The 14,313-nt window shown below is 69.7% G+C and carries 12 protein-coding genes; 10 read left to right on the top strand and 2 right to left on the bottom strand.

Annotated elements, in window-relative coordinates; translation table 11 throughout:
• Position 1 precedes the first annotated feature (1 nt).
• The gene (locus V1227_RS33940; protein ID WP_329794174.1) at positions 2-829 is read right to left on the bottom strand and encodes a DUF3105 domain-containing protein; all 828 of its coding nucleotides are present in this window, start codon (positions 827-829) and stop codon (positions 2-4) included.
• 169 nt (positions 830-998) lie between these two features.
• On the opposite strand from V1227_RS33940, the gene argS reads away from it, so the two are divergent.
• The 6 genes from argS to rho all read left to right on the top strand — a co-directional run bounded on the left by argS (position 999) and on the right by rho (position 9,559).
• Entirely contained in the window at positions 999-2,627 is a 1,629-nt protein-coding gene (argS, locus tag V1227_RS33945; RefSeq protein WP_329789305.1) for an arginine--tRNA ligase, read from the top strand.
• A complete protein-coding gene (gene lysA / locus V1227_RS33950) occupies positions 2,627-4,045 on the top strand; it encodes a diaminopimelate decarboxylase (protein ID WP_329789306.1) in 1,419 nt (472 codons plus the stop codon). The genes argS and lysA overlap by 1 nt, the downstream gene beginning before the upstream one ends.
• Entirely contained in the window at positions 4,042-5,343 is a 1,302-nt protein-coding gene (locus V1227_RS33955) for a homoserine dehydrogenase (protein ID WP_329789307.1), read from the top strand. The genes lysA and V1227_RS33955 overlap by 4 nt, the downstream gene beginning before the upstream one ends.
• The gene (thrC, locus tag V1227_RS33960) at positions 5,340-6,392 is read left to right on the top strand and encodes a threonine synthase (protein WP_329789308.1); all 1,053 of its coding nucleotides are present in this window, start codon (positions 5,340-5,342) and stop codon (positions 6,390-6,392) included. Before V1227_RS33955 ends, thrC begins: the two co-directional genes overlap by 4 nt.
• On the top strand, positions 6,389-7,243 hold the full coding sequence (thrB, locus tag V1227_RS33965) for a homoserine kinase (RefSeq protein ID WP_329789309.1): 855 nt from the start codon (positions 6,389-6,391) through the stop codon (positions 7,241-7,243). The genes thrC and thrB overlap by 4 nt, the downstream gene beginning before the upstream one ends.
• Before the next feature lie 321 nt (positions 7,244-7,564).
• Complete coding sequence (gene rho, locus V1227_RS33970; protein WP_329789310.1) at positions 7,565-9,559, top strand: transcription termination factor Rho; 1,995 nt, start codon at positions 7,565-7,567, stop codon at positions 9,557-9,559.
• A gap of 119 nt (positions 9,560-9,678) precedes the next feature.
• Here the strand turns inward: rho and V1227_RS33975 are convergent, their stop codons facing one another.
• Positions 9,679-10,017 carry a hypothetical protein gene (locus V1227_RS33975; protein ID WP_329789311.1) on the bottom strand — a complete coding sequence of 113 codons (339 nt, stop codon included), beginning with the start codon at positions 10,015-10,017 and terminating at the stop codon, positions 9,679-9,681.
• Between the two features lie 302 nt (positions 10,018-10,319).
• Between V1227_RS33975 and rpmE the strand changes: the two genes are divergently transcribed.
• From rpmE to lpdA, 4 genes are all read left to right on the top strand, one after another.
• A complete protein-coding gene (rpmE, locus tag V1227_RS33980; RefSeq protein ID WP_090095185.1) occupies positions 10,320-10,532 on the top strand; it encodes a 50S ribosomal protein L31 in 213 nt (70 codons plus the stop codon).
• Positions 10,533-10,620: 88 nt separating this feature from the next.
• Positions 10,621-11,685 carry a peptide chain release factor 1 gene (prfA, locus tag V1227_RS33985; RefSeq protein WP_329789312.1) on the top strand — a complete coding sequence of 355 codons (1,065 nt, stop codon included), beginning with the start codon at positions 10,621-10,623 and terminating at the stop codon, positions 11,683-11,685.
• A complete protein-coding gene (locus V1227_RS33990; protein WP_329789313.1) occupies positions 11,618-12,916 on the top strand; it encodes an acyl-CoA thioesterase/bile acid-CoA:amino acid N-acyltransferase family protein in 1,299 nt (432 codons plus the stop codon). Before prfA ends, V1227_RS33990 begins: the two co-directional genes overlap by 68 nt.
• Before the next feature lie 10 nt (positions 12,917-12,926).
• Positions 12,927-14,312 carry a dihydrolipoyl dehydrogenase gene (gene lpdA / locus V1227_RS33995; protein ID WP_329789314.1) on the top strand — a complete coding sequence of 462 codons (1,386 nt, stop codon included), beginning with the start codon at positions 12,927-12,929 and terminating at the stop codon, positions 14,310-14,312.
• Position 14,313 lies beyond the last annotated feature (1 nt).

Genomic DNA, 14,313 nt, shown 5'->3' on the forward strand with positions numbered 1-14,313 from the left:
GTCAGCTCGACGGCGGCGTCGAGGCGGTGCCCGACGGGGGCGTGCTGGGGTTCTGCTGGGGCTGGCCCTCGGTCTGCGAGTCGTCCTTGCCGCCGTCCATCGGCACGGCGTCGGCGCCCGGCTTCTCGGCCACGAACGGGGCCGGGTTGGCGAGGAACTGCGAGTTCTCGCAGGACGCGCCGACCTCGGGGTAGGTGTTCGCGTTGCGCAGCAGCGAGGAGATGAACTGGTCGATGCGCTCGTCGTCGGCGTTCTCGACCTTCAGCTGGTGGCCCCAGGACTGCAGGGAGATCGGCTTGTCGAGGCCGGGGAACGGCGACAGCATCATGTACGGGATGCCCTCGACCTTGGCCTTGAGCTTGGCGAGCGCGTCGTCCTTGACCTGGTCCGGGTTGTACGCGATCCAGACGGCGCCGTGCTCGAGGCCGTGGACCATGTTCTCGGTGCGGACGGCCTTGTCGTAGACCACGCCGGTGCAGTCGGCCCACTGGGCGTCGTGCGGGCCGCCGAACGCGGGGGTCTGGTCGTAGGCGACGCGCTGGGTCGGCTCGACGTGGCGGGAGCCCTTGTAGTCCTTGATCACGATGCCCGCGAGCTGCGTCGACGGGTCCTTGTTCGTGTCGGAGGGCTTCCACTTGGCCAGGGCGGCCTCTTTGACGTTGTTCGCGTGGATCTGCGAGTACGCATACCCGAAAACGCCGCCCGCGAGGCCGAGCACTGCGATCACCGCGATGATCGTGCCCCACGGCTTGGGCTTGCTCGCCACCACCGAGGAACGGGCTGCGGCCACGCTGTTGCGTGTGGCCTTCGTCTTCTTGCCGCTGGTCATGTCCGCCTCAGATGTCGTCCTGGTCAACCGGCGCCAGTGTAGGGACTCCGTGTCGGATCGCTGTCAGCGCAGGGCGATACCACGTGCGCGTTAACACTTGCCGTCTCACCCTCCGAGACCCGGTAACCCGGTCGAGACCTGCGACAACGCTTCTCTAAACTCTTCTGGCGTGACCCCAGAAGCGCTCGCCGATCTGGTCCGGACCACGGTTGCCCGGTTGCTGGCCGACCGACGTCTGGACCCTGCCGCTGCACCCGAGCGGGTGACGGTCGAGCGACCCAGAAATCCCGAGCACGGCGACTACGCCACCAACGTCGCGCTCCAGCTCGCCAAGAAGGTCGGCGCCCAGCCCCGCGAGTTCGCGACGTGGCTGGCCGAGGCCCTGCTGACCGAGGCCGCCATCGCGAAGGCGGACGTCGCCGGTCCCGGCTTCCTGAACCTCACCCTCGCCACCGGGGCGCAGGGAGCGATCGTCCGTGCGGCGCTCGAGGACGGCTACGGCACCGGCACCGAGCTCGCCGGCAAGCGGATCAACCTGGAGTTCGTCTCGGCGAACCCGACCGGCCCCATCCACCTCGGCGGCGCGCGCTGGGCGGCCGTCGGCGACGCGCTCGGCGAGGTCCTGCGGGCCCGCGGCGCCGAGGTCACCCGCGAGTACTACTTCAACGACGCCGGCGCGCAGATCGACAGGTTCGTCCGGTCGCTGATCGCCGCCGCCAAGGGCGAACCGGCTCCCGAGGACGGCTACGCGGGCACGTACGTGAGCGACATCGCGGCCGAGGTGCTGCGCCGCGAACCGGGCGCCCTCGGCGACCCCGAGACGGTGCGCCGGATCGGCGTCGGGCTCATGTTCGAGGAGATCAAGCGCAGCCTCCACGAGTTCGGCACCGACTTCGACGTCTACTTCCACGAGGACTCGCTGCACGAGAGCGGCCGCGTGGACGAGGCCGTCGCGAAGCTCAAGGCCAACGGCTCGCTCTACGAGAAGGACGGCGCCTGGTGGCTGCGGTCCACCGACTTCGGTGACGACAAGGACCGCGTCGTCATCAAGAGCGACGGTGCCCCCGCCTACATCGCGGGCGACATCGCCTACCTCGTCGACAAGCGCGGCCGCGGCTTCGACCTGTGCATCTACATGCTCGGCGCGGACCACCACGGCTACATCGCGCGCCTCAAGGCCGCGGCGGCCGCCCTGGGCGATGACCCGGACAGCGTCGAGGTGCTCATCGGACAGCTGGTCAACCTCGTCAGCGAGGGCCAGCCGGTGCGGATGAGCAAGCGCGCCGGCACCGTCATCACGATGGAGGACCTGGTCGACGCGGTCGGGGTCGACGCCGCCCGCTACGCCATGATCCGGTCGTCCGTCGACTCCGGCCTCGACATCGACCTCGACCTGCTGCGCAAACACAGCAACGAGAACCCGGTCTACTACGTGCAATACGCGCACGCGCGCACGTCGTCGATCCTGCGCAACGCCGCTGATCTCGGCATCACCCCAGGTGAGGACTTCGCGCTGCTCACCCACGAGCGCGAGGGCGACCTCATCCGCACCATCGGCGAGTTCCCGCGAGTGGTGGCCACCGCCGCCGAGCTGCGCGAACCGCACCGCGTCGCCCGCTTCCTCGAGGAGCTCGCGGGCACGTACCACCGCTTCCAGCAGGACTGCCGCGTCCTCCCCCGCGGCGATGAGGAGACGACTCCGTTGCACCAGGTCAGGCTTCAGCTCGTCAACGCGACAAGGCGCGTGTTCGCCGCGGGCCTGCGCCTGCTCGGCGTGACCGCCCCGGAGCGCATGTGATGCGCGCGCACCCGGCCGGACCCCGGCACGCCGACGTCGTGGTCCCCGGCAACACCGCCGGTGACCGCCCCACCGCCACCGACCAGCTCGACCACCTCCACCCGAACGTGTGGCCGCGCAACGCACGGCGCAACGACGCCGGCGTCGTGGAGCTGGCGGGCGTGGACGTGCGCGAGCTCGCCGAGCAGTACGGCACCCCGTTGTTCGTCATGGACGAGCAGGACTTCCGCGCGCGGTGCCGCGAGCACGCCGAGGCGTTCGGCGACCCGACGCTCGTGCACTACGCCTCCAAGGCGTTCCTGAGCGTGCAGGTCGCGAAGTGGGTGGCCGAAGAGGGCCTCTCCATCGACGTCTGCAGCGGCGGCGAGCTCGCCGTCGCGTTGCGCGCGGACTTCCCGCCCGAGCGCATCGCGTTGCACGGCAACAACAAGAGCGTTCCCGAACTCGTCGCGGCCGTCGAGGCGGGCGTCGGCGGGATCGTCGTCGACTCGTACTACGAGATCGCGCGCCTCGACCAGATCGCGCGCGAACGCGGTGTGGTGCAGCCGGTGCTGATCCGCGTGACGGTCGGCGTCGAGGCCCACACGCACGAGTTCATCGCGACCGCGCACGAGGACCAGAAGTTCGGCTTCTCGCTGTCCTCCGGTGACGCGGCCGAGGCCGTGCGCCGGGTGCTCAAGGCGAGCGGCCTGGAGCTCGTCGGCCTGCACAGCCACATCGGCTCGCAGATCTTCGACGCGTCCGGCTTCGAGGTCGCGGCCCGCCGCGTCATCGGCCTGCTCGCGGCCGTCCGGGAGGAGCACGGCGACGTCCCGTCGCTGAACGTCGTCGACCTCGGCGGCGGTCTCGGCATCGCGTACACGCCGGACGACGACCCGCCCCCGCCGGCCGAGCTCGCGCGGCAGCTGCACAACATCGTGCAGAAGGAGTGCGAGCACAACGGCCTGGAGATGCCTCGGATCGCGGTCGAGCCCGGCCGCGCGATCGTGGGCCCCGGCACCGTCACCGTGTACGAGGTCGGCACGATCAAGGACATCGAGCTCGACGGTGGCGCGCGGCGCCGGTACGTCAGCGTCGACGGCGGCATGAGCGACAACATCCGCACCGCCCTGTACGACGCGGTCTACGACTGCAAGCTGGTCTCGCGCGCGTCCGAGCCCGAGTCGAGGGCCGTGCTGTGTCGTGTGGTGGGCAAGCACTGCGAGTCCGGTGACATCGTCGTTCGCGACTGCTGGCTGCCCGACGACCTGGCGCCGGGCGACCTCGTTGCGATCGCTGCCACAGGGGCCTACTGCTACTCGATGGCGAGCGGGTACAACCGACTTCCACGGCCCGCGCTCGCCGCGGTGACCGACGGAGAGGCGCGGCTGCTGCTGCGCCGCGAGACCGAGGACGACCTGTTCCGTCTGGAGGTATGAAAGCCGTGAAACCGATTCGGGTCGCCTTGCTGGGGTGTGGCACGGTGGGCACGGAGGTAGTCCGGCTGCTGACGGACCAGGCAGAGGACCTCACCCAGCGCATCGGCGCGCAGGTGGAGCTCGCCGGCATCGCCGTGCGCAGGCCGAACAAGCACCGCGAGGTGCCGGAGCACCTGCTGACCGCGGACGCCGAGGCGCTCGTGAAGTCGGACGACGTCGACGTGGTCGTCGAGGTCATCGGCGGCATCGACCCCACGCGCGGGTTGCTGCTGGAGGCGCTGCGCCGCGGCAAGTCCGTGGTGACCGCGAACAAGGCGCTGCTGGCCGAGCACGGGTCCGACCTGTTCGAGGCGGCCGACGCGTCCGGCGCGGACCTGTACTTCGAGGCCGCCGTCGCCGGCGCGATCCCGTTGCTGCGCCCGTTGCGGGAATCCCTCGCGGGAGACCGGATCACGCGCGTCATGGGCATCGTGAACGGCACGACCAACTTCATCCTGTCGGCGATGGACGCCACGGGCGCGGGCTACGCCGAGACGCTCGAGGAGGCCTCGCGCCTCGGTTACGCCGAGGCCGACCCGACCGCGGACGTCGACGGGTTCGACGCCGCGTCGAAGGCCGCGATCCTTGCCTCCCTTGCGTTCCACACGCGCGTGACGGCGTCGGACGTCTACCGCGAGGGCATCCGCGCGGTGTCGGCGGCGGACATCGCGGCCGCCAAGGGCCTCGGCCGCACGGTCAAGCTGCTCGCGATCTGCGAGCGCGCGGTCAGCCCGTCCGGCCAGGAATCAGTCGCCGTTCGAGTCCACCCGGCCATGATCCCCAGGACGCATCCGCTGGCGAGCGTCAACGGTGCGTTCAACGCGGTGTTCGTCGAAGCCGACGCGGCGGGGGAGATGATGTTCTACGGGCAGGGTGCCGGTGGCGCCCCCACGGCGAGCGCGGTCGTCGGCGACCTGGTCGCCGTGGCGCGCAACATGGTCGCGAGCGGACGTGGTCCGCGCGAGTCGGCCTACGCCGCGCTGCCCGCGCAGCCGATGGGCAACACGCCCACGCGCTACCACATCAGCCTCGACGTCGCGGACAAGGCGGGTGTCCTCTCGCAGGTCGCCGCCGTGTTCGCCGAGCACGACGTGAGCATCGCCGCGGTGCGCCAGGAGGGCCGCGTCGAGGACGCCAGCCTGGTGATCGTCACGCACGCGGCGACCGACGCCGCGCTGCGGTCCACTGTGGACAAAATCGGTGGCCTCCCCGTGGTGCGGGACGTCGTCAGCGTCATGAGGGTGGAGGGCGAAGAGTGAACGCCTCAAGAGCGGGCTGGCCAGGGCTCATCAACGCCTACCGGGACCGCATCGAGATTCCCGAGGGCGCCGAGGTCGTGACGCTGCACGAGGGCGGCACGCCGCTGGTGCACGCCAAGCGCCTCTCCGCGGCCACCGGCTGCGAGGTCTTCGTCAAGGTCGAGGGCGCGAACCCGACCGGTTCGTTCAAGGACCGCGGCATGACCGTGGCGATGACGTACGCGCTCGCGTCCGGCCTCAAGGCCGTGATCTGCGCCTCCACCGGCAACACCTCCGCCTCCGCCGCGGCCTACGCGGCCAAGGCGGGGCTGACGGCGGCCGTGCTGGTGCCCAGCGGCAAGATCGCCATGGGCAAGCTCGCGCAGGCCGTCATGCACGGCGCGAAGATCCTGCAGATCGACGGCAACTTCGACGACTGCCTGGAGCTCGCGTCGAAGACCGCCGCCGAGTACCCGGTCACGCTGGTGAACTCGGTCAACCCGGTCCGCCTGGTCGGTCAGCAGACCGCCGCGTGGGAGGTCTGCGACGTGCTCGGCCAGGCGCCGGACGTGCACTGCCTGCCGGTCGGCAACGCGGGCAACATCACCGCGTACTGGAAGGGCTACACGTCCTACGACCAGGGCCTGCCGAAGATGTTCGGGTTCCAGGCCGCGGGGGCCGCGCCGCTGGTCAGCGGCCAGCCGGTGCCGAACCCGGAGACCATCGCGACCGCCATCCGGATCGGTTCGCCGGCGTCGTGGACGGGCGCCGTCACCGCCCGCGACGCCTCGGGCGGCCTGATCGACGCCGTCACCGACGAGCAGATCCTCGCCGCGTACCGCCTGCTGGCCTCGTCCGAGGGCATCTTCGTCGAGCCCGCGTCGGCCGCGTCCATCGCCGGTCTGCTCAAGACCGCCGAGGACGGCAGGCTGCCGAAGGGGTCCACCGTTGTGTGCACCGTCACGGGCCACGGTCTGAAGGACCCCGACACCGCGTTGCTCGGCACCACCGAGGTCGAGCCGGTCCCGGTCGACCCCGGCGCCGTGGCGCACGCGCTGGAGCTCGCGTGAAGTTCCTCGTCTCCGTCCCCGCGTCGACCGCGAACCTCGGTTCGGGGTTCGACGCGCTGGGCATGGCGCTCGGCATGTACGACGACGTCGAGGTGGCCGGCGGAGAAGGTGTCGAAGGCCTCTCGATCACCGTTGACGGTGCCGGGGCCGGTGACGTCCCGCTCGACGAGACCCACCTCGTCGTGCGGGCCGTCCGCGCCACCGGCTACACCGGTGGACTGGCCCTGAGGTGCCGCAACACCATCCCGCACGCACGGGGACTGGGCTCGTCGGCCGCCGCGATCGTGGCGGGTGTCGCAGCCGGGTTCACCCTGACGGGTCGCGAGTTGGACACGGACGCGTTGCAAATCGCCGCCGAGTTCGAGGGCCACGCGGACAACGCCGCCGCCTCGCTCTTCGGCGGTGTCGCCGTCGCGTGGTCGGAGGGCGAGCGGTACCGCGCCGTCCGGATGGACGTCGACGCGCGCGTGCGCCCGGTCGTCCTCATCCCGTCGCAGGAGTCGTCCACCAAGACCACGCGCGGCCTGCTGCCGGCCGAGGTGCCCCACGCGGACGCGGCGCACGCCGCGGGACGGGCCGCCCTCGCGGTGCACGCGCTGACGTCCGACCCGTCGGTTCTCCTTGCCGCCACTGAGGATCGACTCCACCAGAACTACCGCGAACCCGCATGGCCGGACACCGTTCGGGTGATCAACGATCTCCGCGAGCTCGGTGTTCCCGCCTGCGTGTCCGGAGCGGGACCCACCGTGATCGCCTTCGGCGATCTTCCCGCCGAGGTCGACACGCACGGCTTCGACGTGCGCAGACTCGACGTCGACGCCGCCGGCGTGCGCGTTCGTCCATTGGACTGACACACCCGGACCCGGTTGTTGCATGGTGGAGGAGCGGCGTCTACCCTCGGGGGCGATCAGTCACCGCGCGCACGGGCGCCGGTGTCGCGCCCGGACACTCGTTCCGGGTCGCAATCCTTTTGTGTTCCGGCTCTGTGCCGTGCGGGCGGAGCAGACGCAAAAGAGGCACCCGATCGCCGTGTGACCTGAGAAAAGTCCCGTGCTTGCCGGAAGCGGTGTGTGCTTCCGTCTGCATCGGACTGACCGTCGTTCCCCAGTTGAAGCGGGAAGACGGGTCCGCTGGGCCGCGTAGGAGGCGGGGCCTGGTCAGGAAGGACATGTGTGAGCAACACCGATTTGCTGAGCAGCGACGTCGCAGCTGCGTCTGGTTCTGGAGCCGAGGAGAACGCTCTGTCCACCCCTTCGAACGGCACGACGCCGCGCAGGCGCGCGGGTCTGTCCGGCATGGTGCTCGCTGAGCTTCGAGAGCTCGCGGGCCAAATGGGCATCACCGGAACCGCAGGCCTGCGCAAGGGCGACCTGATCGCGGCCATCAAGGAGAAGCAGGGCTCCGGCGCCCCCGCCAAGGCGGAGAAGCCCGCGAAGGCCGAGAAGGCCGCCGCGAAGGCCGAGGCCCCCGCCGAGAAGCCCGCGGTGCAGGCCGAAAAGGTCACCGAGAAGCCTGTTCAGCAGCAGCTCGAGGTAGCGGAGAAGCCCGCCGCCGAGCCCGGCGCTGGTGACGACGCCCGGTCGTCCGAGGACGGTGGGCGCCGCGGTAACCGTCGCCGCCGTTCCGGCCGCGGTGGTGGCGGCGCCGAGGGCGAGGGCCAGCAGCAGGCCGAGCAGCGTCCCGACCGCGGCGAGCGGTCCGAGCGTTCCGACCGAGGTGAGCGCCCGGAGCGTTCCGACCGTGGCGAGCGTCCGGACCGTGGCGAGCGCTCGGAGCGTTCCGACCGTGGTGAGCGTTCCGACCGCGGCGACCGCAACGAGCGTGGCGGCCGCGACCGCAACCGCGACCGCGGCGAGCGTTCGGACCGCGGCGACCGTGGCGACCGCAACGACCGCGGCGGCCAGCCGGACGGCGACGACGAGGGCGGCCGTCGCGGCCGCTTCCGCGACCGCCGCAGGCGCGGTGGCCGTGGCGAGGGCCAGGACGGTGGCGGTCGTGGCGACCGCGAGACCGAGGTGCGCGAGGACGACGTCCTGCTCCCGGTCGCGGGCATCCTGGACGTGCTGGAGAACTACGCGTTCGTCCGCACCTCCGGCTACCTGGCGGGCTCGAACGACGTCTACGTGTCGTTGTCGCTGGTCCGCAAGTACGGCCTGCGCCGTGGCGACGCCATCACCGGCGCCGTCCGCCAGCCGCGCGACGGCGAGCAGCAGCGCCAGAAGTTCAACCCGCTGGTCCGCGTCGACAAGATCAACGGCCTGGACCCGGAAGAGGCGCGCAACCGCCCGGACTTCACGAAGCTGACGCCGCTCTACCCGAACGAGCGGCTGCGCCTCGAGACCGAGCCGCACATCCTCACCACCCGTGTCATCGACCTGGTGATGCCGATCGGCAAGGGCCAGCGCGCCCTGATCGTGTCGCCGCCGAAGGCCGGCAAGACCTCGGTTCTGCAGTCGATCGCGAACGCGATCACGAAGAACAACCCCGAGTGCCACCTGATGGTCGTCCTCGTGGACGAGCGCCCGGAAGAGGTCACCGACATGCAGCGCTCGGTGAAGGGCGAGGTCATCGCCTCGACCTTCGACCGGCCGCCGTCGGACCACACGACCATCTCCGAGCTCGCGATCGAGCGGGCGAAGCGCCTGGTCGAGATGGGTCACGACGTGGTCGTGCTGCTCGACTCGATCACGCGTCTGGGTCGTGCGTACAACCTGGCGGCGCCGGCTTCCGGCCGCATCCTGTCCGGTGGTGTCGACTCGACGGCGCTGTACCCGCCGAAGCGGTTCCTCGGAGCCGCTCGGAACATCGAGAGTGGCGGGTCGCTGACCGTCATCGCGACGGCGCTGGTCGAGACCGGTTCCGCCGGTGACTCGGTGATCTTCGAGGAGTTCAAGGGCACCGGCAACGCCGAGCTCAAGCTGGACCGGAAGATCGCGGACAAGCGGACGTTCCCGGCCGTGGACGTCGACTCCTCCGGTACCCGCAAGGAAGAGCTGCTGCTGTCGCCGGATGAGATGGCGGTCACGCACAAGCTCCGCCGGGTGCTGCACGCGCTCGACGGGCAGCAGGCCATCGACCTGCTGCTGGACCGGCTGCGGAAGTCTCGCACCAACATCGAGTTCTTGATGCAGGTGGCGAAGACGACGCCCGGTGCCGAGCAGGACTGACGTCTGACGCCGGTTCCACGTGAAATAGCCCCCGCTGCTGGTCAGCGGGGGCTTTTTCGTTGGACGTCACTCGAATGCCGAGGTGTCCTCGGTGTCGCTGCGGCCGTGCGTGGCGGGGGTCAGCGGCAGCCGGCGGTCTGCCGGTTCTCGTCGTTCTGCACGAGGCACTGGAACACCAGGCCCAGCAGGACCGGTACACCCACCACCGTGGTGACCAGCGCGGGGACCTCCACCGCGCCCACCAGCACGCCGACCACCAGGAACGCCGCCAGGTAGGCCCAGCGGAACCAGGCCCGGTGCCAGGTGCGCTTCCAGCGCACGCCGCCTGAGACGGCCGCGGCCACGGCCACGCCGGCGCCCGTCACGACCGGTGACAGGGGGACTGTGGTCCAAGCGGCCGTCAGCAGCCCTGCCGACCCCATCAGGCCGAACACGGCGGCGGAGAACGCGAAAGGCACAGCAAGCCACAGGAGCGGGCTTATCGGCCGTTCAGCGACGCAGTACACCGGCACAGTCTGATGGACGCCGACCAACAACACGGAGTCGTATCCAGCCGAACGGTTTCACCTTGCGCCGAACGGCCTATCGCGGATGTTGAACGGTTGTGACTTCAACCACGTATAAGGCCTCGTGCATGCGTCGGGAACAACCGCGTTTTTGCACGTGTTGAACGGTCTGGCAAACTAATCGGTCGAGTCCGGCTCCGGTTCACCCGTTCACCAACTGGGACCCGGCGGCCATCCTTGAAAGGGACAAGATCTTGAAGAGTGGAATTCACCCCGAGTACACCGCCACCGAGGTGACGTGCAGCTGTGGCAACAGCTTCACCACCCGCAGCACCACCTCGGCGTCCGAGGTCCGCGTCGAGATGTGCTCGAACTGCCACCCGTTCTACACGGGCAAGCAGCGCATCCTGGACACCGGTGGTCGCGTGGCGCGCTTCGAGGCGCGTTACGGCAAGCGCAACAAGTAGCTGCTTTCACGGCGCCTGACCTCGGCCTTCACGGCCGGGGCGGGCGCCGTCGCCGTTTCCGGGGCAACTCAAGACGAAAGCAGGAGAAGTGTCGCAGTCGCTGGACAGCTTGCTCGCCGAGTACGACGAGCTCGAGAAGAAGCTCGCGGACCCCTCCGTGCACGCTGACCAGGCGGGTGCGCGCAAGCTGGGCAAGCGGTACGCGCAGCTCGGCCCCATCGTGCAGACGGCCAGGGAGATCGAGCAGGCCCGCAACGACCTCGAGGCGGCCAAGGAGCTCGCGGCCGAGGACAGGACGTTCCAGGACGAGGTCGAGCAGATCGAGCAGCAGCTCCCCAAGCTGGAGGAGCGGCTCACCGAACTGCTGCTGCCGCGTGACCCGCACGACGGCGACGACGTGCTGCTGGAGATCAAGTCCGGTGAGGGTGGCGAGGAGTCCGCGCTGTTCGCCGGGGACCTGCTGCGCATGTACACGCGGTACGCCGAGCGTCAGGGCTGGAAGGTCGAGATGCTGGACGGCACCGACTCCGACCTGGGCGGGTTCAAGGACGTCACGGTGGCCATCAAGGCCAAGGCGACCACCCCGGACGGCGTGTGGAGCCGGCTGAAGTGGGAGGGCGGCGTGCACCGCGTGCAGCGCGTGCCCGTCACCGAGTCGCAGGGGCGCATCCACACCTCCGCCGCGGGTGTCCTCGTCTTCCCCGAGACCGAGGAGACCACCGAGGTCGAGATCGACGAGAAGGACCTGCGGATCGACGTCTACCGCTCGTCCGGCAAGGGCGGTCAGTCGGTCAACACCACCGACTCCGCGGTGCGCATCACGCACCTGCCGACCGGCATCGTCGTCTCGTGCCAGAACGAGCGCAGCCAGCTGCAGAACAAGGCCCGCGCGATGCAGGTGCTGCAGTCGAGGCTCGCCGCGCTCGCCGAGGAGCAGAAGGCGCAGGAGCAGTCGGACGCGCGCCGCACGCAGATCCGCACCGTCGACCGCAGTGAACGGGTGAGGACCTACAACTTCCCCGAATCGCGCATCTCCGATCACCGCGTTGGGTACAAAGCGCATAACCTGGACCAGGTCCTCGACGGTGACCTGGACGCGGTGGTGGACGCTCTCGCCGCCGCTGACCGGGCAGAACGGCTCGCAGGCGGGTAATCCGACGTGGGAGGGGCGCGTTGTGGCCGAGATCCTGGTGAATCCGCAGGCAGCGCCCCTCGACCAGCCGGTCGAGGTGCAGGTCGTCGGCCTGAAACCGGGCCAGACGATCACAGTGCAGCTCTCCACCGGTGAGCGCGCTTCTCACGCCGTGTTCGACGCGGACGACCGTGGTGTCGTAGACCTCACCAGGCACGCGCCGGCCGAGGGCAGCTATCGCGGTGTTGACCCGATGGGGTTGTTCTGGTCGCTGGAACGCACGGGTGGCAAGCCCGGCCCGACCGTTCTCTCCGTCGAGGGCGTGGGGGACCGCGTTCTCGACCGCCTGACGGTGCCCGAGGGCGTCGAACGCCAGGAGGTCCGGGAGAACGGGCTCGTCGGCACGCTGTTCGCCCCTGAGGACGACGGAGGAGACCTTCCGGGCGTCATCGTGCTCAGCGGGTCGGAAGGCGGCCTGCACGAGACGGACGCGGCGCTGCTGGCCGCGCACGGGTTCGTCACGCTTGCCCTGGGCTACTTCGGCATGCCGGGGCTGCCCGAACACCTCGTGGACGTCCCGCTCGAGTACTTCGGCAAGGCCATCGACCACCTGAGCGAGCGCGCCGGAGAGATCGGTGTGGTCGGCGGCTCGCGCGGCGGTGAGCTGGCGTTGCTCGTCGGATCGACGTACTCCCAGGTCAAGGCCGTGGTCAGCGTCGTGGGCAGCGGTGTCGTGACCCAGGCGATCGGACCGGGCGCGAACCTGCTGCAGAAGCTCTCGTACGAGGCGGCGTCGTGGACGCTCAAGGGCGAGCCGCTGCCGTACCTGCCGTACGAGATCGGCGACGAGCTGCGCGCCAGGATCGTCAACGACGAACCGGTGCCGTTACGGCTCGCGTTCAGCACCGAGGACGGCATCCCGGAGGACACCGAGATCGAAGTCGAACGGATCGCCGGAGGTGTGTTGCTCATCTCGTCCGGACAGGACGACGGGTGGCCGTCGACCGAGCTGAGCGACGTCGCGCTGCGGCGGCTGAAGGACCACGACCACCCGTTCGCGCACGAGCACGTCGTGTATCCCGAGGCAGGACACCTGATCGCGGGTCCGCCGCACCGGCCGGCCACCGAGGTGACCTACCCGGGACCCGGCGTCACCTTCTCGGGTGGTGGGACTCCGCAGGCCACCGCGCACGCCCGCGCCGACGCGTGGAAACGGACGGTTGAGTTCTTGCGGGAGCAGCTCGGCACCTAGGCTGTGTGTTATGAGCGCACACTTTGATGTCGTCGTCGTGGGTGCGGGTCCCGGCGGGTACGTCGCCGCGATCCGTGCGGCTCAGCTCGGGCTGAAGACCGCCATCGTCGAGGAGAAGTACTGGGGCGGCGTCTGCCTGAACGTCGGCTGCATCCCGTCGAAGGCACTGCTGCGCAACGCCGAGCTGGCGCACCTCTTCACGCACGAGCAGAAGACGTTCGGCATCAAGGTCGACGGCACCGTCAGCTTCGACTACAGCGCGGCGTGGCAGCGCAGCCGCAAGGTCGCGGACGGGCGCGTCAAGGGCGTGCACTTCCTGATGAAGAAGAACGGCATCACCGAGTACAACGGGTGGGCCGACTTCACCGACGACCACACGCTGACCGTCGGGGACGAGACGATCACCTTCGGCCACGCGATCATCGCCGTGGGCGCCACGACCCGGATGCTGCCGAACACGCGGAAGTCCGACCGCGTCGTGACCTACGAAGAGCAGATCATGACCGAGGACCTGCCGGAGTCGATCATCATCGCCGGCGCGGGCGCCATCGGTGTCGAGTTCGCGTACGTCATGCACAACTACGGCGTGAAGGTCACCATCGTCGAGTTCCTCGACCGCATGGTGCCGCTCGAGGACGAAGAGGTGTCCGCCGAGCTGCTCAAGCGCTACAAGAAGCTCGGCGTCGACGTGCGCGTCGGCACGCGGGTCGAGTCGATCGACGAGTCGGGCGAGAAGGTCCGCGTCACCGTGTCGAAGAACGGTGCCGAGGAAGTCCTGGAAGCCGACAAGGTCATGCAGGCCATCGGGTTCGTGCCGCGCGTCGAGGGCTACGGCCTCGAGAACACCGGCGTGAAGCTCACCGAGCGCGGCGCGATCGACATCGACGGCCGCGGCCGCACCAACGTGCCGCACATCTTCGCCATCGGTGACGTGACCGCGAAGCTGATGCTCGCGCACACCGCCGAGTCCATGGGCATCATCGCCGCCGAGACCATCGCGGGCGCCGAGACCATGGAGCTCGACTACGTCATGATCCCGCGGGCGACGTTCTGCCAGCCGCAGATCGCCTCGTTCGGCTACACCGAGAAGCAGGCCCGCGAGAAGGGCTTCGACGTCCAGGTCGCGAAGTTCCCGTTCACCGCGAACGGCAAGGCGCACGGCCTGGCCGAGCCCGGCGGCTTCGTGAAGCTGATCAGCGACGGCAAGCACGGCGAGCTGCTCGGCGGCCACATCATCGGCCCCGAGGCGACCGAGCTGCTGCCCGAGCTCACGCTGGCGCAGCAGTGGGACCTCACGGTCCACGAGGTCGCGCGCAACGTCCACGCGCACCCGACGCTCTCGGAAGCCGTCAAGGAAGCGGTGCACGGCCTGGCCGGGCACATGATCAACTTCTGAG

It is taken from the genome of Lentzea sp. DG1S-22 (assembly GCF_036321065.1).
GTDB lineage: Bacteria > Actinomycetota > Actinomycetes > Mycobacteriales > Pseudonocardiaceae > Lentzea > Lentzea jiangxiensis.

What these genes read in the sequence shown, in the direction of transcription:
- lpdA (WP_329789314.1), top strand. Translation starts at nt 12,927, where the DNA reads ATGAGCGCACACTTTGATGTCGTCGTCGTGGGTGCGGGTCCCGGCGGG.
- V1227_RS33940 (WP_329794174.1), bottom strand. Translation starts at nt 829, where the DNA reads ATGACCAGCGGCAAGAAGACGAAGGCCACACGCAACAGCGTGGCCGCA.
- lysA (WP_329789306.1), top strand. Translation starts at nt 2,627, where the DNA reads ATGCGCGCGCACCCGGCCGGACCCCGGCACGCCGACGTCGTGGTCCCC.
- V1227_RS33955 (WP_329789307.1), top strand. Translation starts at nt 4,042, where the DNA reads ATGAAAGCCGTGAAACCGATTCGGGTCGCCTTGCTGGGGTGTGGCACG.